20 protein-coding genes are annotated in these 22,387 nt (G+C 64.5%); 5 read left to right on the forward strand and 15 right to left on the reverse strand.

The genetic code is table 11. From position 1 onward, the window contains the following. The first annotated feature begins 72 nt into the window (after positions 1–72). The 3 genes from G8O24_RS16305 to G8O24_RS16315 all read left to right on the forward strand — a co-directional run bounded on the left by G8O24_RS16305 (position 73) and on the right by G8O24_RS16315 (position 3,570). Positions 73–2,760, forward strand: coding sequence for a flavin-containing monooxygenase (locus G8O24_RS16305; RefSeq protein WP_188100918.1), 2,688 nt, complete (start codon positions 73–75; stop codon positions 2,758–2,760). Between the two features lie 130 nt (positions 2,761–2,890). Further along, positions 2,891–3,166: a hypothetical protein gene (locus G8O24_RS16310; RefSeq protein WP_188100920.1), complete on the forward strand. Its 276-nt coding sequence runs from the start codon at positions 2,891–2,893 to the stop codon at positions 3,164–3,166. 98 nt (positions 3,167–3,264) lie between these two features. Beyond that, the gene (locus G8O24_RS16315; protein ID WP_188100922.1) at positions 3,265–3,570 is read left to right on the forward strand and encodes a hypothetical protein; all 306 of its coding nucleotides are present in this window, start codon (positions 3,265–3,267) and stop codon (positions 3,568–3,570) included. A 283-nt stretch (positions 3,571–3,853) separates the two neighbouring features. On the opposite strand, the gene G8O24_RS16320 is transcribed toward G8O24_RS16315, so the two are convergent. The 8 genes from G8O24_RS16320 to G8O24_RS16355 form a co-directional block, all read right to left on the reverse strand. Continuing rightward, a complete protein-coding gene (locus G8O24_RS16320) occupies positions 3,854–4,006 on the reverse strand; it encodes a hypothetical protein (protein WP_188100924.1) in 153 nt (50 codons plus the stop codon). An 81-nt stretch (positions 4,007–4,087) separates the two neighbouring features. Further along, positions 4,088–4,612, reverse strand: a complete 525-nt coding sequence (locus G8O24_RS16325; protein ID WP_188100927.1) for a septal ring lytic transglycosylase RlpA family protein — start codon at positions 4,610–4,612, stop codon at positions 4,088–4,090. Positions 4,613–4,764: 152 nt separating this feature from the next. After that, entirely contained in the window at positions 4,765–4,935 is a 171-nt protein-coding gene (locus G8O24_RS16330) for a hypothetical protein (protein ID WP_188100929.1), read from the reverse strand. Positions 4,936–5,104: 169 nt separating this feature from the next. Then, entirely contained in the window at positions 5,105–7,624 is a 2,520-nt protein-coding gene (locus G8O24_RS16335; protein WP_188100931.1) for a M56 family metallopeptidase, read from the reverse strand. After that, positions 7,621–8,013 carry a BlaI/MecI/CopY family transcriptional regulator gene (locus G8O24_RS16340; RefSeq protein WP_188100933.1) on the reverse strand — a complete coding sequence of 131 codons (393 nt, stop codon included), beginning with the start codon at positions 8,011–8,013 and terminating at the stop codon, positions 7,621–7,623. Before G8O24_RS16340 ends, G8O24_RS16335 begins: the two co-directional genes overlap by 4 nt. Before the next feature lie 182 nt (positions 8,014–8,195). After that, positions 8,196–9,848: an NAD-dependent malic enzyme gene (locus G8O24_RS16345; RefSeq protein WP_188100934.1), complete on the reverse strand. Its 1,653-nt coding sequence runs from the start codon at positions 9,846–9,848 to the stop codon at positions 8,196–8,198. A gap of 160 nt (positions 9,849–10,008) precedes the next feature. Continuing rightward, positions 10,009–11,007, reverse strand: a complete 999-nt coding sequence (locus G8O24_RS16350; RefSeq protein ID WP_188100936.1) for a tripartite tricarboxylate transporter substrate-binding protein — start codon at positions 11,005–11,007, stop codon at positions 10,009–10,011. A gap of 91 nt (positions 11,008–11,098) precedes the next feature. After that, positions 11,099–13,435 (reverse strand): mechanosensitive ion channel domain-containing protein, encoded by a 2,337-nt coding sequence (locus G8O24_RS16355; protein ID WP_188100938.1) that lies wholly within the window; start codon positions 13,433–13,435, stop codon positions 11,099–11,101. Between the two features lie 222 nt (positions 13,436–13,657). On the opposite strand from G8O24_RS16355, the gene G8O24_RS16360 reads away from it, so the two are divergent. Beyond that, positions 13,658–14,281, forward strand: a complete 624-nt coding sequence (locus tag G8O24_RS16360; RefSeq protein WP_188100940.1) for a hypothetical protein — start codon at positions 13,658–13,660, stop codon at positions 14,279–14,281. Positions 14,282–14,770: 489 nt separating this feature from the next. Next, a complete protein-coding gene (locus G8O24_RS16365) occupies positions 14,771–15,652 on the forward strand; it encodes an MBL fold metallo-hydrolase (protein WP_188100942.1) in 882 nt (293 codons plus the stop codon). A gap of 304 nt (positions 15,653–15,956) precedes the next feature. Here G8O24_RS16365 and G8O24_RS16370 read toward each other — a convergent pair whose 3' ends face one another. The 7 genes from G8O24_RS16370 to G8O24_RS16400 all read right to left on the reverse strand — a co-directional run bounded on the left by G8O24_RS16370 (position 15,957) and on the right by G8O24_RS16400 (position 22,363). Then, entirely contained in the window at positions 15,957–16,886 is a 930-nt protein-coding gene (locus G8O24_RS16370; protein ID WP_188100944.1) for a polyphosphate kinase 2 family protein, read from the reverse strand. After that, complete coding sequence (locus G8O24_RS16375) at positions 16,846–17,865, reverse strand: branched-chain amino acid ABC transporter permease (protein WP_188100945.1); 1,020 nt, start codon at positions 17,863–17,865, stop codon at positions 16,846–16,848. The genes G8O24_RS16370 and G8O24_RS16375 overlap by 41 nt, the downstream gene beginning before the upstream one ends. Beyond that, a complete protein-coding gene (locus G8O24_RS16380) occupies positions 17,862–18,743 on the reverse strand; it encodes a branched-chain amino acid ABC transporter permease (RefSeq protein WP_188100947.1) in 882 nt (293 codons plus the stop codon). The genes G8O24_RS16375 and G8O24_RS16380 overlap by 4 nt, the downstream gene beginning before the upstream one ends. Positions 18,744–18,749: 6 nt before the next feature. Further along, the gene (locus G8O24_RS16385) at positions 18,750–19,454 is read right to left on the reverse strand and encodes an ABC transporter ATP-binding protein (RefSeq protein WP_188100949.1); all 705 of its coding nucleotides are present in this window, start codon (positions 19,452–19,454) and stop codon (positions 18,750–18,752) included. A gap of 3 nt (positions 19,455–19,457) precedes the next feature. After that, complete coding sequence (locus G8O24_RS16390) at positions 19,458–20,225, reverse strand: ABC transporter ATP-binding protein (RefSeq protein ID WP_188100951.1); 768 nt, start codon at positions 20,223–20,225, stop codon at positions 19,458–19,460. A gap of 30 nt (positions 20,226–20,255) precedes the next feature. Beyond that, a complete protein-coding gene (locus tag G8O24_RS16395) occupies positions 20,256–21,566 on the reverse strand; it encodes an ABC transporter substrate-binding protein (RefSeq protein ID WP_188100953.1) in 1,311 nt (436 codons plus the stop codon). A 92-nt stretch (positions 21,567–21,658) separates the two neighbouring features. Then, on the reverse strand, positions 21,659–22,363 hold the full coding sequence (locus G8O24_RS16400) for an NUDIX hydrolase (protein WP_188100955.1): 705 nt from the start codon (positions 22,361–22,363) through the stop codon (positions 21,659–21,661). Between the last annotated feature and the right edge of the window lie 24 nt (positions 22,364–22,387).

Raw genomic sequence — 22,387 nt, forward strand, 5'->3', positions numbered from 1 at the left:
CACATGCCGTGATGACAAGCCGAGCCTGCAGAGCTAGCCTGCCGGCAAAACAAAACACGCGGGAGGAATGCCATGCCTGAAGCTATGGTCGCCACACGTCAATCCAAGGCGGGTGGAACACCTCAACAGGTCGATGTTGCCGTGGTCGGCGCGGGATTTGCCGGTCTCTATCTGCTCCATCGCTTGCGCAAGGCCGGCCTCTCGGCCGTGGCTCTCGAAGAAGCAGGCGACGTCGGCGGCACCTGGTACTGGAACCGCTATCCGGGAGCGCGCTGCGATATCCAGACCATCGATTACAGCTACACTTTCGATCCGGAACTCGAGAACGCCTGGACGTGGTCGGAGAAATACGCGACCCAGCCCGAGATCCTGCGTTATCTCGGCTTCGTCGCCGACCGCTATGATCTGAGGCGCGACATCCGCTTCAGGACCAAGGTCACCGAAGCCAGATGGGACGAAGCGGCCGAGCGTTGGCAGCTCACCACCGACAACGGCGCGCCTGTCTCCTGCCGCCATTACATCATGGCCACCGGCTGCCTTTCGGCGCCGAAGCCGCCGGAGATCGACGGCGTCAACGACTTCAGGGGCAAGGTCTATTTCACCGGCCGCTGGCCGCATGACGGTGTCGATCTCGCCGGAAAACGCGTCGCCGTGATCGGCACGGGTTCCTCGGCCATCCAGTCGATCCCGCTGATCGCCGAGCAGGCTTCGCATCTGACCGTGTTCCAGCGCACGCCGAATTTTGCGCTGCCCGCCCATAACGGCCCGGCCCCGGACGACCGTATGAGCCTGCTGCGGGCAGATCGCGACGCCTATCGCCAGCAGGCCCGCCAGTCGATGGCCGGCGTGCCCTATCCGCAGCAGACGGTGGTCAGCTGGCAATTGAGCGATGCCGAGCGTCGCGAGCGGTTCGAACGCGCCTGGGCCGCCGGCGATCTCGTCCACATCTTGTCGCAGCTCTGGGCCGACCAGGCCGTCGATGTCGACGGCAACAAGATCGTCCAGGACCTCATTCGCGAAAAGATCCGCGCCGCAGTCAAGGATCCCGAGACAGCGGCGGCCTTGACGCCGGACGATCATCCGTTCGGCGCCAAACGCCCCTGCCTCGAAACCAACTATTACGCGACCTACAACCGCCCGAACGTCACCCTGGTCAATCTGCGCCAGGAGCCGATCAAGGCGATCACCGCTGATGGCATCACCACGAGCAAACGCAGTGTCGACGTCGACGTCATCGTGTTCGCGACCGGCTTCGACGCCATGACCGGCGCGATCCGCGCCGTGCATCCGATCACCGGACGCGGCGGCAAATCGCTCACCGACGTCTGGGCACAGGGGCCGCAGAGCTATCTCGGACTCACGGTCGAGGGCTTCCCGAATTTCTTCATGATCACCGGCCCCGGCAGCCCGTCGGTGCTGTCGAACATGGCGGTGTCGATCGAGCAGCATGTCGACTGGGTGGTCGATCGCCTCGCAGCCTTGCGCGATGCCGGCTTCACCACGATCGAGCCGACCACGACCGCGCAGGCCGGCTGGACCAGGCACATGGCCGACTGCGCGATGCTGACGCTGCACCGGCTCGCCAACACCTGGTACACGGGCGCCAACGTGCCGGGCAAGGTGCAGGGCCTGATGCCCTATACCGGCGGCGTCGGCCCCTATCGCAGCATCTGCGACGAGGTGATCAGCCGCGGCATGCTCGGTTTCAGGCTCACCGGTCCCAATGTCGCAACGCAGTGCAATGACGGCGAGGTGGTGCGGCTGCAGCCGGACGTGCGGCTGGTGCTGAACCTGCTGGCGTCGCTCAACCTGCCGCCGATCGAATCGATGGGCGCTATAGGCGCGCGCGCCTTCGTGGGCGAGTTCAACAAGAGCCGGCCTGCGGGGCGGCCGATCGGCGAGATCGTCGACGGCCGACTACCCGGCGCCGACGGCCCGCTGCCGTATCGGGTCTACAAGCCGGCAACGCCGGGACCGCATCCGGTCGTGGTCTATTTCCACGGCGGCGGCTGGGTGCTCGGCGACGAGCAATCGGACGAGCCGTTCTGCCGCGACATGGTGCGGCGGACCGGCATGATGTTCGTCAGCGTCGGCTATCGCCACGCGCCGGAGCATCGCTTCCCGGCGGCGGCCGAGGACGGCTATGCGGCGACGCGCTGGATTTCCGAGCACGCCGCCGAGCTCGGCGGCCTCCCGGGGCCGGTGCTGGTCGCCGGCTGGAGCGCCGGCGGCAATATCGCGGCCGTCACCTGCCAGCTCGCGCGCGATCGCGGCGGGCCGCAGATCGCTGGCCAGCTACTGGTTTGCCCGGTCACGGATTGCAGCTTCGAGCGGCCCTCATACAACGACAACGCGACCGGCTACTTCCTGACGCGCTCGCTGATGTACTGGTTCTGGGACCTCTACTGCTCGCCCGACGACCGCAGCGATCCGCGCGTCTCGCCGCTGCGCGGCAAGGTCGATAGGCTGCCGCCGGCCTTCGTGGTGACATGCGAGTTCGATCCGCTGCGCGACGAAGGCATCGCCTATGCGGAGGCGATGGCGGCCGCCGGCGTGCCGGTCGAGCAGCTCAAGGCGCACGGCCATTTCCACTCGTCCTTTACGATGGTCGACGTGGTGATCACGGGCGTCCAGGGCCGGGTGCAGATGGCGCAAGCCCTGCGCCGCTTCGCCGGGCTTCCGCCGGAGGTCAGAAGCGGCGACGAGACCGGCCACCGCCACGCCAGCCCCGGACACGAGATCGCGGCGGCCGCGAGCTAGACCTCGATCGTCCGGGAACCTTTTCCCGGACGCCGCGTTATCGACACGTGGCATTGAGATGCAGCGATGGGTATGGGCCCTGGCACGCAAGCCTTGCGTGCCAGGGTTCTTTTTGCGTGAGGCGGGGACGATGGGGGACGCATCTGTCACGGGTTCAAAGGTCGATTTCGGCGCCTTCGCGGTGCTGCAGAAATGGCCGTCACTCGGAAATCAGCGCCTCCCCGACCGCGAACCTTACCAAGTGAGCGAAGGCACGCTCGATGCCTGCATCTCCGCCTTCATGGAGAAGCCCGCGCCTACGAGGCATCTCTACGAGATCCGCACGGCGGCACAACCGCCGCTGGTCACGGACATTCTCTCGCCCGAACACGTCATCGAGCTGTCGCGCTTGCGGGAGTTTCTCTGACCGCACGACAAACGACCTGCCCCTTCCGGCTTTGCAGGAACCTCCGGCCGGTTTTTCCCGTTAACGGGGATCGCAGGGCCAAGACGTGAGTGTTCGAGATGCTCGAAGCTGGCATGCCATCCCCGGTCGTGCCCTATGGCGCCGACCAGACCCTGTTCGTGGTGATCGATCGCCGCGACGCGGCGACCGAAGTTCGCGTCGAGCGAAGCGATCTCGACACCGCGATCGGCGAGCTCGTCGCCGGCTGCTTCAGCGACCCCGTTCAGGTGATCTCGTTCAACACGCTCGAGCACTGGATGAAGGACATCTCGACCGACGTTGCCGGCGAGATCCGAGCGCGCTGCGACATCGACGGCGTGGCCCTGCCCGACTATCTCAGCGACTTCATCGAAAGCCACAGCTGATCGACGCTGCCTCAGCTTAAAATCGGGGACAAGAAAAACGCCGCTTGCGCGGCGCTTTTCCGATGTCGACATCACGATCTCAGTGGTGCCAGAACAACGCCAGCAGCAGGATGACCGGCAACGGCACGCCCAGCAACCAAAGCAAAGCACCTCGTCCAAAACCCATGGCTTCCTCCTCCATGTTCATGCAGACATGACGTCGGCGAGAGGCGGAAGTTCCGCGCTATCCTGCGGGGACGGATGCGCTCAGCGCATGAATTGCAGGCGTTATGAGATGACGCCGTCAGCTGTGGCGCCGGCCGGCGATGACTTCGATCTCGCGGCGGCGTTCGCCGGCGAAGGTCAGCAGCTTTTCGATCGTCAGCGTATCCGTGATCCGTTTGGCAAGCCGTTCGGCGCGCGCCGCCTGATCTTCGAGATGCTGGATCGTGTTCAAGCGCCGTCCCCCCTAGCCCCGATTTGCCGGGCGGCCATCGTGAGCGAGAGCAACTAACAGCCGGTTAAGCCGGGCCCGTCTCTATTGCACGACGTCGAGCCGGACATTGGCGAGGCCCTTGTCGACCATGCCGAGCGCCTCGGCCGCGGACGGCGAGATGTCGACGACACGCCCGCGAACGAAGGGTCCGCGATCGTTGACGCGGACCGTCACGAAGCGGCCCGAGGAGACATCGGTGACGCGCAGCTTGGTGCCGAAGGGCAGGGTCGGATGAGCTGCGGTCAGCTCGTTCTTGTCGAACTTCTCGCCGCTCGCGGTCTCCGTATCCGAATAGAAGCTGGCGAGGCCATGCGCGGCGGCCGGCTTGGTCCCGGCGGTCTCCTCGGGGACACGCACGCGGCTGACCGGATGCGGATGCAGCGCCGCCACGCGATACGGCCGCTCGATCGCCGCCTGCCTGCCGGTCGCGGCAAGATCGGCCCTCTGACGGCCCACCGGTGATTGCGCGCACGCGGCGAGCGAAGCGGCACCGATGATGGCGAGCAGCAACCGGGACGAGATTGCCAACGAAGTCAGGGTCGTTTCGGCTCGTGCAAAGCAAGACATGATGCGCCCTCCGAACACGGCCAAATTTCGGTGGGCAATGAGGGCAGAACCTTGGCTGAACAAAAGCGGCCTTGCGGCCGCCTTCGTTTCACGCCTGATGTGGCGAATCCACCACACTCACCTGTCCTGAATCGGCACAAACCAGCGAAAAATCAGCCTGATACGACGCGCCAGATCACCGGACGGCGCCTCTCGGTGCGCGCTTCGCCGGCCTCTGCGTCACCTTGGACGAGCCGCATCAGCTCGCGCCGATAGAGCAGCCGCCAGCCGGTCTTCAGGCTGGCGAGAAAGTCGAGCTCCCGTTGCGTCAGCATGCACATCATGGACCCGATCCGACCGCGAGGGCCGCGCCAAACGTCCCGGGCCCAGCGGGTGCCAAACGACGAGGTCAGGTTACCTCTCGTAGTGCTACACATGGTAACGCTTGCAACCGGCCCGCGCAAGCCGGGATTGGCCGGCATCGCCGCCTGTCTTCCGAAGCGCGGGGCGCATCTAGAAATTCGGCCCGAGCGCGATCTTGGTGATCGTCCCGTTCCTGACGCCGATGCGCCACTCCGCCGAACCGTTGGCGAACTGGGCGACATAGATGTCGCTGTCGAGCGCCGTGACGCCGCGGAACGAGACCGCGCGAAGCGCGCCGAGCCGTGCCAGGATGGCCTGGTCGAATTGCAGCTGCTGACGCGTGATGCTGGCGACCTCCGACGTCATGTGGTCGTAGTCCGGCTGCCCCTTGCCGATCCCCTCGATATATTGCCGCAGCATCGCCTCGCCATTGGCGATCGGGACGGCGCGCCGCGCCGCGCGACCCGGCCGCGCGCCGAGGGTCGAGGCCTCGACATTGTGGAAGCGCGTCTGCCGACCCGGCACCAGGATCTCCATGCACTTGCCCGACTTGTCGGCAATGACCCATGGACTGTTGACGGCGGTCAGAGCGACCCAGGTCATGTCCGACCTCACGACGCTCTGCGTCTTGCGCTGGCCGTCCGCGTCGAGATTGAAGACCTGAATGTCGTCCTCGGTCTCGTTGTAGAGCATGATCCTGATCGGCGAGGTGCCGGCACGATCGCGCACGCTGGCCTCCTCCGCACAGGAGACGATGCCGCCGAGCTCGTCATTGCCGTCGGGGCGGAAGATCACGTCGCCGGCCTTGCCGTCCGGCTCGAGCAGCACGCGGAATTCCGCCGTCCCGTTCTCGAACTTGGCGCCGTAGATGTCGTAACCACCGGGCCCGACGCCGCGGAAGAAGATCGTCTCGACAGCGCCGAGCGCCGCGAACGTCGCACGCAATTCGTCGAGCCGGCGGTGGATGGCGGCGGCGAGCGGCGCGCTCATGCGATCATAGTTCGGCGTGCCGCGGCGCAGATCCTCGATCCCCGTGAGAACCAGCTCCTTGCTTCCCGCCGCCGGGACCTGCTCCCTGAACCTGTCAGGCACTTCCGCGAGGCGACGGGCGAAGTCGGCCTCGATCGCCTGCGCCTGCGCCGCATCGATCCGCTGCGCAAGGCGGGCGCCGGTGGCGACGCTCTGGACCAGCACGCGCGAGACGTTGGCCGCCTCATCACGCAGGAAGATCAGGAGACGATCGCCGTGGACCGAGAAGGCATCGAGACCCTCGGCGAGAACCGGCGCCCCGCCCTGCCCGGTCTCCTGCACTTGCAGGTGATCGCCATCGCGCCGCACCGTAAGCACGCGGTTCGGCGCCACCCTGTACCAGCCGACATAGTGATCGAGCGCGACCTGCTCCGTCGCCGGCGCCGGCATCTCGGCGACGCGAACGGCGCGGACGTCGCGGCCGTTCATGTGCAACGTCAGCTCGGAGGAGCGGCGCTCCGCATCGACGGGGAAAGTGATCTCGCCGAACGAGGCCGCATAGGATGCCGTGCCGTCCTTGGCGACGGCGATGCGCAGCCGCCGCTGCCCGGTGAGCTGACCGTAGAGTTCGTCGCCCTCGTTGAAGATGGCGAGCACCGAGGCCGGGCCCATGGCGTAGAAATTGACGAATGGATGGTAATGCTCGGCCGGCACCTGGCCGAGATCGGCGCCTGATGGCGCGGGATCCGGCGTGCGATAGGCGATCATGCCGGCCGACACGATCACGACCGGCACGATCGCGGCCGCGATCCACAACCGCTTGCGCCAGCCGACCGCCACGGGCATGGCGGCCGCCGCGATGATGCGCTCGACGCGCGCCCGCACGGTCGAGGCCTGCGCCATCGCAAGTTCCATCGGCCGTGGCTTCACCGAGGTCGCGACATCGAGCAGGATTTCGGCATAGGACAGCCGATCGTCGATCATCTCGATGGCGCGGGCGTCGCTGATGATCTCCGCGAGCTCGGCCAGACGCGCCAGCTGCCACCACGAGAACGGGCTGAACCAGAACACGACGCGGTTGAGCGAGGCGAGCAGCAGGACGTAGAAATCCCTGTTGGCGACATGCGCGCATTCATGCGCGAGCACCGCAAGGCGCTTCTTGGCGTCCCAGCCGAAAAACTGCGGCGGCACCAATATGGTCGAGCCGAAAGTGACGGGGCTGCCGACATCGCGGCTGACGCGCACATCGGCATCGATCATCTCGCGGCTCTTCACCGGCTTCGCCGCGCGCGCCAGGCGCCAGGTCAGGCAAAGGCCGATGGCGAGTCGCAGCAGCAGCAGGCCGGCGACGCAGGCATAAACCGTGGTGGCGAGAATCCGCCAATCGATCGAAACGCTGCGCTTGACCATCGGCGCGACGGCAGCGCCGGACAGGATCGGCAGCGACGGCTGCGGCCGGTCCAGCATCGGGACGTCGGCCGGCCAGGCTTCATCAGCCACCGGCATGGACAAGGGCAGCCGGTCGATGGTGAGCGTCGGCCAGTGCATCACGAACGGCATCGCCAGGGATGCGAACAGCACGACGACCCACACCGTCATGTGGACGTGCGGATTGCGCACGCGAAACAAGGTAAGACCGATCCAGACGACGCCTCCCAGCGCAAAGGAGCGTAACGCCGCCTCAGCCAGAATTGCGATCATTCCTTTTTCACTCCCCTCGCCTTCTTCGCCTTGGCCACCTGGTCGGCCAGCGCGCGCAATTGCTGCTGGTCGAGCATCGCATTGTCCACCATGCCGACGAGGACCTCCTCCATCGAGCCGTTGCAGAACCAGTCGACGATGCGCTGCACCGCCTTGGCGGCGACCCGGGCGCGCGCCTCGGCGGCGTGGTAGACGTAGGTGCGTCCGTCAACCGTGTGGCGAGCATAGCCTTTTTCTTCAAGGCGGCGCAGCACTGTTCGCACCGTCGATTCCTTCAGACGCCGCGACAGCCGCTCGCGCACGACTTCAGCCGTGACCGGCCCGTGGGCCCATACTATCTGCATGACCTCGTGTTCGAGGTCGCCCAGGTCGGGCATCCGATCGTCCATGTCGCTTACCTAACGGCTTGAGATTCTTGTAACGTTACAGAGCGTCGCACATCGGGGCGCAGCAGACAATCGCGATTCCTGTGGAACCGGTGTCGCCACGCCGTCATGTCCGGGCTTGTCCCGGCCATGAGGATTGTGGCGACGTCCGTGCATTGATCGCGCGGTCTGGACGCGCGACGGCCCTAGTATTTCGGCTCGTACATCTGCGACTGGACCAGGGCCTTGACGTCGTTGGGCGCGGGTCCGTCAGCGAGGCCGCGCTGATAGGCGACGTCGGCAACGGCCGCCGCGATGCGCGCCGAGACCTCGCGGATGCGCGGCAGCGCCGGATAGAGGCTGCCCTGATCGAGGTCCTCCTTGCCGACGCAATCGGCGAGCGTATGGGCGGCCGCCATGAACATCTCGTCGGTCACGAGCCGCGAGCGGCTGGCGATGACGCCGAGGCCGACGCCGGGGAAGATGTAGGAGTTGTTGCCCTGGCGCGGCACGAAAGTGCGGCCGTTGAGCTTGACCGGATCATAGGGGCTGCCGCAGGCGAACAGCGCGCGGCCTTCGGTGTAGCGATAGGCGTCCTCCGCCGAGCACTCGGCCTTCGAGGTCGGGTTGGACAGCGCGAACACGATCGGCTGCTCGTTGAGCTCGGCCATCGCCTTGAGCACGTCGGGCGTGAAGGCGCCGCCGACCGCGGCGACGCCGATGATCGCCGTCGGCTTCAGCGTCTTGATCGCGGTCAGGAAGTCGGTGATCGGCGCCTGGTCCTTGTGCGCATAGCGGAGCTTGTGGCCATGCAGGCCATCGCGGCCGCTGACGACGAGACCGCGGGAATCGACCAGCCAGTTGCGCCGGAGCGCTTCGGCCTCGCTCGCGCCCTCCGCCATCATGGCGGAGACGACGAGATCGGCGATGCCGGTCGCCGCCTCGCCGGCGCCGAGGAACAGGATGCGCTGGTCGCGCAGCTTGCCGCCGGAGACGCGCAGCGCCGAGAACAGGCCGGCGAGCGCCACCGCCGCGGTGCCCTGGATGTCGTCGTTGAAGACGCAAGTCTCGTCCCGGTATTTGTGCAGCAGCTTGAACGCGGAATGATTGGCGAAGTCCTCGAACTGGATCAGCACGCCGGGAAAGGTCTTTCGCGCGGCCGTCATGAACTCGTCGACGAAACTGTCATAGGCCTCGCCCGCGAGCCGGCGTTCGCGTAAGCCCAGATAATAGGGATCGCTCAGCAGCTCCTCGTTGTTGGTGCCGACGTCGAGCACGATGGGCAGGCACGCTTCCGGATGCACGCCGGCGCAGGCCGAATAGAGCGACAGCTTGCCGACCGGGATGCCCATGCCATTGGCACCGAGATCGCCAAGTCCCAAAATACGCTCGCCATCGGTGACGACGATCAGCTTGGCCGGATAGGGCCAGTTCTTCAGGATGTCGGCGATCTGCCCACGATCGCGCGAGGAGATGAACATGCCGCGCGGGCGCTGGAAGATCAGGCCGTATTTCTGGCAGGCGAGCCCGACCGTCGGCGTGTAGATGATCGGCTGGATCTCGTCGATATTGTCGACCACGACGCGGAAGAACAGCGCCTCGTTGCGGTCATGCAGCGCATTCAACGCGACATATTTTTCAAGGTCGGTCGGCAGCGCGCGCAGATTGGTCAGCACGCGCTGAGCTTGCGTCTCCATCGTCAGCACGCAAGGCGGCAGCAGGCCGCGCAGGCCGAGTGCGGCGCGCTCCGCCTCGGTGAAGGCGGTGCCCTTGTTGAGCAAGGGATCGCGCAGCAGCGTCATGCCATGCGTAGAATCTGATGTTGTCGACTGGGCAACGACCCGGGCAGGTCTATTCACGAATTCCCCCAAAGAAGCTTCCTATTGAACGGCCGTCATTGTCGGCCAGCGCCCCATCGAGATCAAGGACGTTGCGCCGCGCGCATCGATTGTGATCTCGCACCGCAGCGAGATTTTCGCGAACGATTTTGCGAGCCGCACGACGCAAAAGTTAACGTCTCTACTCCGGCTTGATGTCCGCGGCCTTCACCACCGGCCACCATTTCTCGGTCTCGGCTTTCTGGAAAGCGCCGAGTGCTGCGGGCGATTGCTGGTCCGCAGGCGGAATTTCCTGGCCCAGTTCGGCAAAGCGCTGCTTGACGGCGGGATCGGCGAGGGCTGCGACGATCGCCGTGTTGAGCTTTGTGACGATCTCCTTGGGCGTGTTCTTCGGTGCCCAGATGCCGTGCCAGTAGGAAATATAGAGCCCGGGCAGGCCCGCCTCGTCGACAGTCGGAATATCAGGCGCCGATGCGAGCCGCGTCGGCGACGTCACCGCAAACGCCTTGATCGCGCCGTTCTTGTATTGCGGCAGCGAGTTCGAGGCCTGGTCGAACATGATGTCGATCTGTCCGGCGACGAGATCGATCATCGCCGGTCCCGCGCCGCGATAGGGCACGAACTGGAAGTCGGTCCCGGTCTTCTCCTTGAAGAAGACGCCGGCGACATGCGCGCCGGTGCCGGCACCGGCCGTGCCGGCGGTCGCCTTGCCGGGATTGGCCTTCAGCCACGCGATCAGCTCTTTCAGATTGCCCGCCTCGAGCGATTTCCGGCCGACGATGAGCTGCGTTCCCATCGCGACCAGTGCAACCGGCTCGAAATCGGCGACCACGTCGTAAGGCAGCTTGAGGATCCCACCATTGAGCACATGCGTACCCCAATGGCCGATGGTGATGGTGGTGCCGTCAGGCGTCGCACGCGCGACGCGGGCCCCCGCGATGCTGCCCGAGGCGCCGGCGACGTTCTCGACGACGATGGTCGCATGCAGCTCCGCCGCGATCCGTTCCGACAGAATGCGGGCCAGCGTATCGGTCGGCCCGCCGGCCGCGAAGGGCACCACGAGGGTGATGGGACGGGAGGGAAACGGCTGGGCGCCGCACGGTGCCGTCCACGCCGCAGATCCGATCAACGCACACACAGCGATCACATGACCGCACCATCCGGCCCGCAGCCCCCGCATCAGCCTCTCCCGCGCTTCTTGTCATCCGCACGTCATCAGCGGACTGGAGGGGAAGTGAACGCTGCCGGACGGGCCGAGGCAAGCCGGAAATTCATCCGGTCACCCGCCGCGGCGTCAGGTTGGCGGCCACATCCGCCGGCGGCGCGACGTGCATCAAAATGGTCTGGGTGGCGGACGCGATCTCGATGCCGTGTTGCTGGAAGCGTTGCTTCATGCGGCGGTTGAATTCGCGCTGGACCGGCCAGCGACCGGCCTCCGTGCAGCGGATCTGGCCGACGATCGACACCATTGCGCCATCGACCTTGTCGATGCCCCAGAGCTCGAGGTCGCCGCGGATCAGGGGACGGAATTCCACCTCGCGTCGCATCTCCTCGACGATGTCCTTGAGGATCTGGCCAGCGCGGTCGGTGTCCTCCTTGTAGGCGACATTGACGCTGACCGAGGCATTGCCGGCGCCGCGGCTGGCATTGGTGATGGTCGTCACCGCGCTGAACGGCACGATGTGCACGGCGCCGTCGCCGGCGCGCAGCCTGATGGTGCGGATCGAGACGTTCTCGACCACGCCTGACAGACCCGACACGCTGACGGTGTCGCCGACCTGCACCGTGTTCTCCAGCAGCAGGAACAGGCCGGTGATGAGATCCTGCACCAGTTTCTGCGAGCCGAATCCGATGGCAATGCCGACGATGCCGGCGCCGGCGAGCAGCGGCGCGACATTGACGCCGATTTCACTCAGTGCCGTGAGGCCGACGACGGTAGCGATCAGGCACAACAGCGCGGTGCGCAGCATCGGCTGGAAAGTGCGCAGACGCGCCGCCCGGGCATAATGTCCGTCACGCGACAGCGTGTTGATCTGGCGATCCAGCAGCGCATTGCTGGTTTCCCAGATCACGGCAGCGATGAAGGCTGCGACGCCAATCGTCGCGACCGCGGAAATCAACTGGCTGCCGATCTGGCCGCCATAGAACCAGACGATGGCATCGACGCCCCAGACCTCGAGCACGGCGACAAGGCCGATAAAGGCAATCACGCCGGAGACGATCCTGCGCAGCAACGGCAGATAGCGGTTGGCGCGGATCTCGAGGCCTGGAAAGCGCTGGAGGATCTCCGGCTGGATGCGGAAACCTCGGTCGATCAGGCTCAGCGTCAGCATGATCGCGACCCGCGTGATCAGTGCCACGGCGATGGTGCCGACGAAATATTGCAGCAACAGCGAGTAGCCGTTGCGGATATTCAGCGCCCACACCGCCCACAGCGCCAGATCGAGCGCGATGGCAAGAAAGTGCCAGCCGGCGGCGATGCGATCTCGCAGCCGCGCCGCGATCCCCTGCCGGTCATCAGGCGCGCGGATGGCGTCAGCCACCTGACGGCGGCATTGCAGGATGATGACGACGACGAAGAGGTGCACGACCAGCATCACCATGCGCACGAGCGCGGCGTAGCCGGCCCGATGCAGGCCGAGCAGCAGCGCGACATTGGCAAGCGCGATGCCGGTCACGGCGACGCCCACGATGCGGCGCGCCCAGATCTCGACATAGGCGGCGGTCTCGGCGCGCGCCGGCAACAGGCCGAACGGCCCGGCCAGCGCGCGGACGAGGCAAATGAGCCCGCGCGAGAACGCATAGGCATTGACCACCGCGAGGATCACGAGGCGCACGGTCGCGGGCTCGCCGATCTCCGTTCCGAGCAATGCGGTGGCAAGACCGACAAAGGCGACCACCGGGAGCAATTCGAGCAGCAACCGTCCGAGCACGAAAGGCAGCCGCAACAACGCCTGCCAGACGCGCGCGAGGCTGTGTCGCCGTTTGTGCAATTCGGGTTCGGGGGTGACGTCGGCAACCGATGACGGTGGATCGGCGATGGGCAGCGCCTGCACCGGCAGGCGTGCAGTCTGCGGCACGCGCCCTTCGAGAAAAGCAACCGGACGCCGGATCACGCGGACACCAATCCATTCGGCCGCGAGCGCAGAACCAAACACCAGAGCCAGCCTCCAGGCGATCTCGATCAGGAGATGATAGGCATCCGGATCGTTCGCGGTTCGCACGAACCAGTAATAGAATGCTGAAAAACGGGTGAGCGTTCGTGCCATGTCGGCGACGTCTCGCGAGATCTCGCCGATCTCCTCGGACACCGTCAGCAGAAGTTGCGCGCCGAGACCGTCGGCCGAAAGCGGGATCGGCGATTTCACCCCGGGCGCCGACGCCGCTTGCTGCGGGCCCGAGGCATTGGCGATCGCACGCAAGGTATCGATCATTTGCGCGCGCTTTTGGTCGTCCTGAAGCGTCTCCAGCGCCCGCCTGGCTTCATCGGGCGACAGCGAGGCTGCGCTGTTGGTCGCTGGCGCAAGCGGTTGGGCGCGGGCTCCAGAGAACGACGAGATGACGAGGAAGAGCGCTGCGAGAAGCGCCGAAGCAAGCTTATGCGACACGCGGATTCCCTGGAAAGTGAAATGCGCTTGCAGCGGTCGAATCGTCACCGCACCAAGCGCATGCGTCATGTCGGATGCCGCTATTCGCCCCGATGGTATGTCGGAAGTTTGCCAGTGGGGCGGCAATCTCTGGGCATTTCCGCCATGCAGACGTGATGGAACCGCATCATGGTCAGCGCCGCAAAATCATGCGAAGTTACGCTGCGAAATTCGGGGGCTCACATGACAGATTTCGATCGTCGCCGGCTCTTGCTTGCGGGAGCTGCGATCCTGCTCGGCACACGATCTGCGATCGCGCAGAGCGGACCGAGCTTCATGTATCGCGGCATCGCCGTGGACATCAGTGCCGCGCAGGCCCAGCCGAACATCAAGGAGGTCGTCGCGTCGACGAAGCATCAGATCGACATCGTTGTCGACTGCGGTGCGAGGGCCGAGATCATGACCTTCTTCAAGAGTCAGCCTGTTGCGGTCAAGCCGGGACAGGGGGACGGCGGCGGGCATTTCTCGTCCAAGGTTGCGGGTGTCACGGTCGATGCGGCCGTCGATGCGCCGGAAAAGCCGGTGCTGCTGCATGAGCTGCTCCATGCCTATCATTTTCGCGTCCTGCCGGGCGCACTGCAGAATCCGGATTTGGTCCGCTTCTACGACATCGCCAGGCAGAACGAGCTCTATCCGCCGGACTCTTATGTGCTGAAGAATGTGCAGGAGTTCTTTGCGGTGACCGGCAGCCTCTACCTCTGGGGCAATGTCGACCGTCCACCCAACAATCGCGCGACGCTGCACGAGAAGCAGCCGGTCTATTATCAGTGGCTCGGCGATCTCTTCGGCGTGCAGAAGAAAGTGTAACGCCTGATGAAATTGGGTTTGGTCGGCTTGCTCCGATCCACCTCTCCCCAGCGGGGAGAGGGTGGCCCCTTCTGCGCAAATCGATTCGGATGTGCGAAGGTACAAAACGCACAGCGCCGGGCAGGTAGGGGCTCTGCCTCACTGATGCAGCCCTCTAGACCTTGACCCGGCGTGCCGTTCGCGGTTTCCGCCGCTATGCGATAGTCCGAACGAGCTCCATCGCACTTAACGCGGCTGGATTTGCGGAGGTGGCGTCATAGACCTCCCCTTGCTCATGAGGTGGACGTTACGCGTCGCTTGCTTGCGACCACAGGCATGCTCCTCCTCTGACATAAAACTGTCAAGCCGGATCGATGTCCCCGAGGATCACATTTGCACAGCTGGTCCGCGACAGACTGTCCCTGTGGAGCGCGGAATAAATCCCTTTCCGCAGCGTTTGTGTGAGGGAAATCTCCGTCATCCCCGCCACCTTTTTTCAGAAAGCCAGAGATGAAAGCATTATTTTGCATCGCCATTCTCGCGACTCTCGTCACCGGTTCAGCTTTTGCACAGGCGCCCCAGACCTCCACAAAGAAGGTCGACGGCACCGACAACGTCTACATCTTCCGCTATGGCGGCCATCAATCGATGTTCGTGGTAACGTCGCAGGGCGTGATTGCGACCGATCCGATCTCCTATCTACGCCCCGCAAAACCCTATATCGACGCCATCAAGGCGGTCACCGACAAGCCGATCAAATACGTCATCTACAGCCACCACCATTACGACCACATCGCCGGCGGCCAGCCGTTCAAGGATCTTGGGGCCACGTTCATTGCGCATCGCCGCACCAAGGAGCGCCTGCTCGAGCTCAAGAAGCAGAATGCGCTGCTGGCCGACGTCGTGATGCCGGACCAGCTGGTCGACGACCAGAAGATCGTCAAGCTCGGCGGCACCACGCTCGAGCTCGACTATGTCGGCCGCAACCACTCCGACAATTCGCTGGTGATGCGGCTGCCAAAGGAGAAGATCGTGTTCGTGGTGGACTTCGCGCCGATCGAAACCGTGCAGTTTCGCAACATCCCCGACAACGCCTCGCCGCTGGAATACATCGCATCGCTGAAGAAGCTGGCCTCGCTCGACTGGGAGCGGATGATCCCCGGCCATCCCTATGCCGGCGGCCGGCTCGGCACCAAGAAGGATGTCGAGGACGACGTCGCCTACATGGAGGATCTCTCGACTGAAGTGAAGAAGGCGGCCGATGCCGGCAAATGCTTCGACACCGCGATGAAGGAGGTGAAGCTGCCGAAATACGAGAAGTGGGCGAATTACGAGGCGAGCCTGCCCGCCAATGTCGAGCGCTTCTGCTACTGGTGGGGACGGGGTTACTAGCGGCTTGCGCTGATCTCGTAGGGTGGGTCAGCGAGCGGCTGCGCAACGCGCAGTCTGCTTGCGTAACCCACCACTTCTGCTGCTGAGGGAACGAAAATGGTGGGTTACGCCAAGCGGTTTGCGCTTCGCGCAATCCGCAGGGCCAACCCACCCTACGAGACCTGTCGCGATGGTGACATTATGCCGCTGTTTTGCCCGACGGGTCAAGCTAATTTCTAAAAACCCGAACTCCAGCCACATTCGCCTGCAAGCCATTGATCTCCATTCCCCCGGGCTACTGTGCATGGGGTTGTTTTCGCCTTTTTCATTTCGCCCGCTTCTTAGCCCCCTTCCCTTCCTGCTCCAGCGCCTCGCGCACGTTCTTGAACTCGGCGAGGGAGGCCTTGTCGGCGCGGGGGAAGCGCAAGTCCAGCTTTTCCAGCTCCGCGACGATGACCGAGCCGATCACCACGCGGGCAAACCATTTGTGGTCAGCGGGCACGACGTACCAGGGCGCGTGCGGCGTCGCCGTGTGGCGCAGGATGTCCTGATAGACCGCCTGGTAGCGCGGCCACAAGGCGCGCTCCTTGATGTCGTCCATCGAGAACTTCCACTGCTTGGCCGGGTCCTCCAGCCGATCGAGAAAGCGCTCGCGCTGCTCTTGCTTCGAGACGTTGAGGAAGAACTTCAGCACGACGGTGCCGTTGCGGCAGAGGTAGCGCTCGAAGGCCGCAATGTCCTCGAACCGCTCCTTCCAGATGTTCTTGGTGACGAGCCTCGGCGGCAGTTTCTCCTTGGCGAGGATCTCCGGGTGCACGCGCGTCACAAGGCATTCCTCGTAATGGGAGCGGTTGAAGATGCCGATACGGCCACGCTCGGGCAGCGCGACGATATGGCGCCAGAGGAAGTCGTGGTCGAGCTCCTTGCTGCTCGGCGCCTTGAAGGCCGTGACTTCGCAGCCCTGCGGATTGATGCCCTCGAAGATTGCCTTGATCGCCGAGTCCTTGCCGGCGGCGTCCATGGCCTGGAACACGATCAGCACCGACCAGCGGTCCTGGGCGTAGAGCTTCTCCTGGAAGCCGATCAGCCGCTTCTTGTTGGCGTCGAGAATGTCCTGCGCGGCCTCCTTGTCCAGATCGCCTTTCGCGTTGGTCTTGTGGTCTTTCAGGTGGAACTTGCCGGCCCCGTCCAGGCGGAAAGGCGTGATGTAGCGATCAAGTTCCTGGGCGAGCGATTTGGACGGCTTTTTGCTCATGAGCGCGGGGCACCTTGGGTTGCGGCTTCAATCGGTCGAGCAAGCTACCAAGGATGCCCTTGGGAAGGAATATGATGAAGAGCACCAGCAGCACGCCGTAGACAAGGTTGTCCCAGCCGACCGCCTTGGTGCCGAAGCCGATGCGCAAGGTTTCCGCGAGCAGGATGGTGATGATGGCGCCGACCGTCGGGCCGAGCGAGACGAACAGGCCGCCGACGATGGCCGCGAACACCATCTGCAGCGACACCGCGATGCCGCTGACCGTGTCGGGCGTGATGAACATCTGGTACTGGCAATAGATCGCGCCGGCCAGCGCCGTCATCAGCGCGCTGATCAGCGTGATCTTGAGTTTCTCCGCGGTGACGTTGACGCCGGCGGCGGCCGCGGCGTCCTCGTCCTCCGAGATCGCCTCCAGCGCATAGCGCGCCATGCTGCGATCGACCCAGTACCAGACCGCGATGCCGAACAGCCAGACGCCGAGCGCGATCAGATACCAGGTGGTCTTGTCGTCGAATTGCAGCGCCAGCAGCTTGCTGCCGGAAGCGCGGTTCGGCGTGTAGCCGAGCGAGCCGCCGGTATAGTCGCGCGTCGCCGTGATGACCTGGAGCACGATGCCTGACAGCGCCAGCGTCACCAGCACGAAATAGTGTCCGGTGATGCGGAAGCGAAAACAGGGATAGCCGACGATCAACGCCAGCGCACCGGCCGCGACCATGCTGACGGGAATGCCGATCCACGGCGACAGGCCGAGATGATTCCACAACAGCGCCGTGACATAGGCGCCGATCCCCATGAAGCCGCCATGCCCGAGCGAGACCAGGCCGAACCGCCCCATCATCGACCACGACGTGTAGGCGAACGACCAGATCAGGATCAGCACCAGAATGTGCAGATGATAGGGATCGCGATAGACGAAGGGCAGCGCGGCCAGCGCCGCCAGTGCAATCCCCCACGCCAAAAGCCGGCCCTGCCCCGTCATCGGCGCCTCGCGAGCAGGCCCGCGGGCCGAATGAACATCATGACGATGAAGAAGGCGAAGGCGAGCACGTAGCCCCATTCGAGATCGGAGAACAGGCCGCCGAGCGAGATGATCTCGGCGAACACGAAGGCGGCGATGAAGCCACCGATGAAATTGCCGAGGCCGCCGAGCACGCAAATGAGGAATGTGATAGGTCCGAAGGACAGGCCGACGAAGGGATGCACGTCATATTGCAGCACCAAGAGGCACGCCGCGAGCCCGGCCAGCCCGCCGCCAATGGCTGAGGTGATGAGATAGATACGTTTGGTATCGACGCCCATCAGCGCCATGATCTGCCGATCCTGCGAGATGGCGCGGATCGCGGTGCCGGTGAAGGTGCGGGTCATGAACAGATAGACCGCGACCATGCCGACCAGCGCCGCCAGGAACGACAGCAGCCGGGCATAGCTGAAGTTCATGTCACCGAAGGCGAGCACCGGCAGGCGGATGCCGAGGTTGCGGAAGTCGATGCCGAAGGCGACGGTGGCAAAGCTCTGCAGCACGAACAGCACGCCGCCGGTCGCGAGCAGCTGGTTGATCGGCGGCGCGGTGAGCAGCGGCGCGATCACGAGATAATGCAGGAGCGCGCCGAGGATCGCGACGAGCAGGATGGTCAGCGGAGCCGCGATGAAATAGCTGATGCCGTAATACTGCACCATGAAATACATCGCGTACATGCCGATCATCACGAGCTCGGCGTAGCAGATCCAGGTGACGTCGATGACGCCGAAGATCAGGTTGAGCCCGAGCGCGAGCAGCGCCAGCACGCCGCCGAGCAGGATGCCGTTGATGACGGCCTCCAGCAGATAGATGTCGAAAATATCCAGGACCGCCTGCATCTGCCCTCACACCCCGAGATATGCTTCCTTGACCGTGTCGCTCGCCAGCATCTCGGCGGAGGTGCCCGAGGCGCGGATCGTGCCGGCCTCAATCAGATAGGCGCGATCGACCACCTTCAGCACCTGCTGCACGTTCTGCTCGACGATCAGCACCGTCAGCCCACTGGCGCGGATCCGCTTCACCAGCTCGAACACCTGCTGCACCACGACCGGCGCCAGCCCCGCTGACGGCTCGTCGAGCAGCAGCAGCTTTGGATTGGACATCAGCGCGCGGCCGATCGCACACATCTGCTGCTCGCCACCGGACATGGTGCCGGCCATCTGATGGCGGCGCTCCTTCAGGCGCGGGAACAGCTCGAACACGACCTCCAGCCGCTCTGCATATTGTCCGCGCGCCTCCTTCAGGAAGGCACCCATCTTGAGATTGTCGTCGACCGAGAGCTGCGGAAACAGCCGCCGGTTCTCCGGCACATGCGCGATCCCGAGGCTGACGATCTTGTGCGGCGGCGTCGCCAGCACGTCGACGCCCTCCATGGCGATCGACCCGCGCGAAGGGCGTATTAGGCCGGAGATCACCCGCATCAAGGTGGTCTTGCCCGCGCCGTTCGGGCCGATGACGCCGACAGCCTCGCCCGCCCTCACATCGAGATTGACGTCGAACAGCGCCTGGAAGGTACCATAGCCGGCGTTGACGGATCGCAGCTCCAGCATCGGCTATCCTCCCGCGCGACGGCGCGCTTCGGCGGCTGCGGCCTGCGTGGTCTCTGCATCGGTGCCGAGATAGACCTCGATGACGCGCGGGTCGCTGGCAACCGCGCTGGGCAGCCCCTCCGAGATCTTCTCGCCATGATCGAGCACCATCACGCGATCGACCACCCGCATCAAGACGCCCATGATGTGCTCGACCCAGATGATGGTGATGCCGAGCTCGTCGCGGATGTTGCGCAGCATGTCCGCGGCCTGGTCCATCTCGGCTTCGTCGAGCCCGCCGAGGCTCTCGTCAGCAAGCAGAAGCTTGGGCGCGGTGGCGAGCGCCTTGGCGAGTTCGAGCTTCTTCAGTCCGGCCGCGCCGAGACCGTCGACGCTGGCCTGGCGATCGGTCGGCAACCCCACCATCGCGAGCGCGCGCTCGGCCGCTTCCTCGGCCTTGACGCGGCTGTGGCGGCCCTGGCCATAGAAGCCGGCCAGCGCGACGTTCTCGAAAATGGAGAGACGACGGAACGGTCGCGGGATCTGGAAGGTGCGGCCGATGCCGCGGTTGATGATCCGGTGCGGCGCCAGCCCCGCCATCTCCGAGCCATCGAACAGGATCGATCCGGCGCTGGGCGACAGCGTTCCGGAGAGCATGTTGAAGATCGTGCTCTTGCCCGAGCCGTTGGGGCCGATCAGGCCGAGGATCTCGCCCTGATCGACCTTGAACGACACGTTGTTGACAGCGGTGAAGCCACCAAACCGCTTCACCAGCCCGCTGACCTCCAGCACCGCCCCGCTCTCCTTGTCAAAAGTATTGCGCTACTGGTTGCTATAGGTGGTGCCCTTCGGCAGCGGCAGCACGGCTTCGCGCTGCGCCTGGCTCTTGGGCCACACCACCGAGGACTTGTCGTCGATGTACTGGATCACGACCGGAAACGATCGCTCGTTCTGCCCGGCCATCGCCGTCCCCTCACCGTAGAACTTGACGCCGAAGCCAAGCATGGTGCCGCCCTCGGGGATGTCGGTGTCGAGCGCCGCCTTGCGCAGCGCCTCGGGATCGACCCCGCCATATTTCTTGATCGCGCGCGGCAGCACGTCGTCCATGAAGACGTAGGTGTTGGATGCACCGATGCCGACATGGGCGGAGCGGATGGCGACGCCGGGCTTGATCTTGTCGAACTCCTCACCAACCATCTTGATGACGGGCGCAAGTTTCGGATCCATGGTTTTCTGGTTGGCGAGCCAGATCGAGATCGGATCGGTGTTGAAGAGAAAGTTGGCGTCGGCGCCAAGTCCTTCCTTCAGCTTCTCATAGACGCCGTAGCCCGCACCGTGGCCGACAAGGGCCGCAAATTTCAGGCCCTGCTCGCGCGCCTGTCGCAGCAAGAGCGTGATATCAGGGTTGTAGCCCGTGTGGAAAACGACATCGGGCCTGGCACGTTTCAGCTTGGTCACCAGCGCCGAAAGATCGGGCGCGGTGGCAGAGTAACCCTCCTTCAGCACCACGTTGAAGCCCGCCTTCTTCGCGCCGGCCTCATTTCCCTTGGAAACGTCGACGCCATAGGCGCCGTCTTCGTGGATGATGGCGACGCGCAGCTCACTCGGCTCCTTGCCGAACTTCGCCTTGGCGTTCTGCGCGATGAAATCCATCGTCATCGTGCCGAACTGGTCGCCGCTCGCCTGCGGGCGGAAGACGTATTTGTAGTTCTTGTCGGCGACCACCGCGGACGAGATGCAGGTTGTCATCCACATGAACTTCCTGAGCTGTTCGACGCGGGCGGCGACTGGCACGCATTGCGCCGAGGAGAAGAAGCCGAGTACCATGTCGACCTTCTCCTGCTCGAGCAGGCGGACGGACTCGTTGATGGCGACGTCGGGCTTGCTCTGCGCATCGGCATAGATAGCTTCGACCTTGTAGCCCTCGACGCCGGTCTTGCTGAAATGGTCGAGGATGATCTTGGTGCCGAGATATTCGAGCTCGGAACCGCCGCCTGCGAGCGGGCCGGTCAGGTCGAATATGACGCCGATCTTGATCTTCTTGTCCTGAGCTTGGGCCGATGCCGTCAGGCCCATCGCTGCAATCGCGGTCAACAGCCCACGTACCAAGCGGGCAGCCATGCGCAGGCGCATCTAAACCTCCCTGGACGATTGTGCATTGCTTCTTTTGTTTCTGCTTTTCGCCCATCACATGGGCTCGGCCGCGCGATGTCAAGCCTCGCGCGTCAGCGCGAAGCGAACTGCTGCGCCACGAAGGCCGTGACAAACCACGGCATGGTCGGCGTAAGATCGTCCATGCTGCGCACGAGATGGATGGCCGAGAGCTCGGGCTCGTCCTGATCAGCCAGATTGGCCTCGATCCGCGAGCGGACGGCATCCCCCGGCATATCCAGGTTGAGGATCTGCATCATTGCAATCGAATGACCGGCGACAACACAGTGCCAGTCCGCCTCTGCTGCATAATCGGCAGGCAGCAGGCCGGTCTCCTCCGCGATCTCGCGGACGACGCTGCCGGGAATATCGAGCGTACCGTCCCTGACGTCATCGAGGTCGGGTGTGCCGGACGGGAAGTAGATGCGCCCGGAATTGGCGGTGTGATGCGCCATCTCGCCCATCACGAAGGCCCCGTCGGAGGCGCGCAGTGCCCCCATGCCGAAACCGTTGAACACGTCCGGGTCGGGAAAGCCCCAGTCACGCCAGGCCAGGAAACTCGCAAAATCCGTCTCGAAATAGGTCGCGGCGAGATGACCTTCCGTGAAGACGGGATCGCGCCCGAGCAGCACCCGGCCGTTGAAGATCTTCGGCCGCGCGCGCTGCTGCTCGGCGAAATGCGCCTCGATCTCCGCACGCCGCTGCTCGGCGAACGGCCAGACGACGGGGCGCACGGCCAGATCGAGCGTCGTGACGCGATGAATGGCAGGTGACGTCATGACGTCTGATTACCAAGCCTTCGC

Source organism: Bradyrhizobium campsiandrae (assembly GCF_014529705.1).
Taxonomy (GTDB): Bacteria; Pseudomonadota; Alphaproteobacteria; order Rhizobiales; family Xanthobacteraceae; genus Bradyrhizobium; species Bradyrhizobium campsiandrae.

Coding starts and splice junctions, on each gene's coding strand:
- G8O24_RS16305 (WP_188100918.1), top strand. CDS start 73: ATGCCTGAAGCTATGGTCGCCACACGTCAATCCAAGGCGGGTGGAACA.
- G8O24_RS16310 (WP_188100920.1), top strand. CDS start 2,891: ATGGGGGACGCATCTGTCACGGGTTCAAAGGTCGATTTCGGCGCCTTC.
- G8O24_RS16315 (WP_188100922.1), top strand. CDS start 3,265: ATGCTCGAAGCTGGCATGCCATCCCCGGTCGTGCCCTATGGCGCCGAC.
- G8O24_RS16325 (WP_188100927.1), bottom strand. CDS start 4,612: ATGTCTTGCTTTGCACGAGCCGAAACGACCCTGACTTCGTTGGCAATC.
- G8O24_RS16330 (WP_188100929.1), bottom strand. CDS start 4,935: ATGATGTGCATGCTGACGCAACGGGAGCTCGACTTTCTCGCCAGCCTG.
- G8O24_RS16335 (WP_188100931.1), bottom strand. CDS start 7,624: ATGATCGCAATTCTGGCTGAGGCGGCGTTACGCTCCTTTGCGCTGGGA.
- G8O24_RS16340 (WP_188100933.1), bottom strand. CDS start 8,013: ATGGACGATCGGATGCCCGACCTGGGCGACCTCGAACACGAGGTCATG.
- G8O24_RS16350 (WP_188100936.1), bottom strand. CDS start 11,007: ATGCGGGGGCTGCGGGCCGGATGGTGCGGTCATGTGATCGCTGTGTGT.
- G8O24_RS16360 (WP_188100940.1), top strand. CDS start 13,658: ATGACAGATTTCGATCGTCGCCGGCTCTTGCTTGCGGGAGCTGCGATC.
- G8O24_RS16365 (WP_188100942.1), top strand. CDS start 14,771: ATGAAAGCATTATTTTGCATCGCCATTCTCGCGACTCTCGTCACCGGT.
- G8O24_RS16370 (WP_188100944.1), bottom strand. CDS start 16,886: ATGAGCAAAAAGCCGTCCAAATCGCTCGCCCAGGAACTTGATCGCTAC.
- G8O24_RS16375 (WP_188100945.1), bottom strand. CDS start 17,865: ATGACGGGGCAGGGCCGGCTTTTGGCGTGGGGGATTGCACTGGCGGCG.
- G8O24_RS16380 (WP_188100947.1), bottom strand. CDS start 18,743: ATGCAGGCGGTCCTGGATATTTTCGACATCTATCTGCTGGAGGCCGTC.
- G8O24_RS16385 (WP_188100949.1), bottom strand. CDS start 19,454: ATGCTGGAGCTGCGATCCGTCAACGCCGGCTATGGTACCTTCCAGGCG.
- G8O24_RS16395 (WP_188100953.1), bottom strand. CDS start 21,566: ATGCGCCTGCGCATGGCTGCCCGCTTGGTACGTGGGCTGTTGACCGCG.
- G8O24_RS16400 (WP_188100955.1), bottom strand. CDS start 22,363: ATGACGTCACCTGCCATTCATCGCGTCACGACGCTCGATCTGGCCGTG.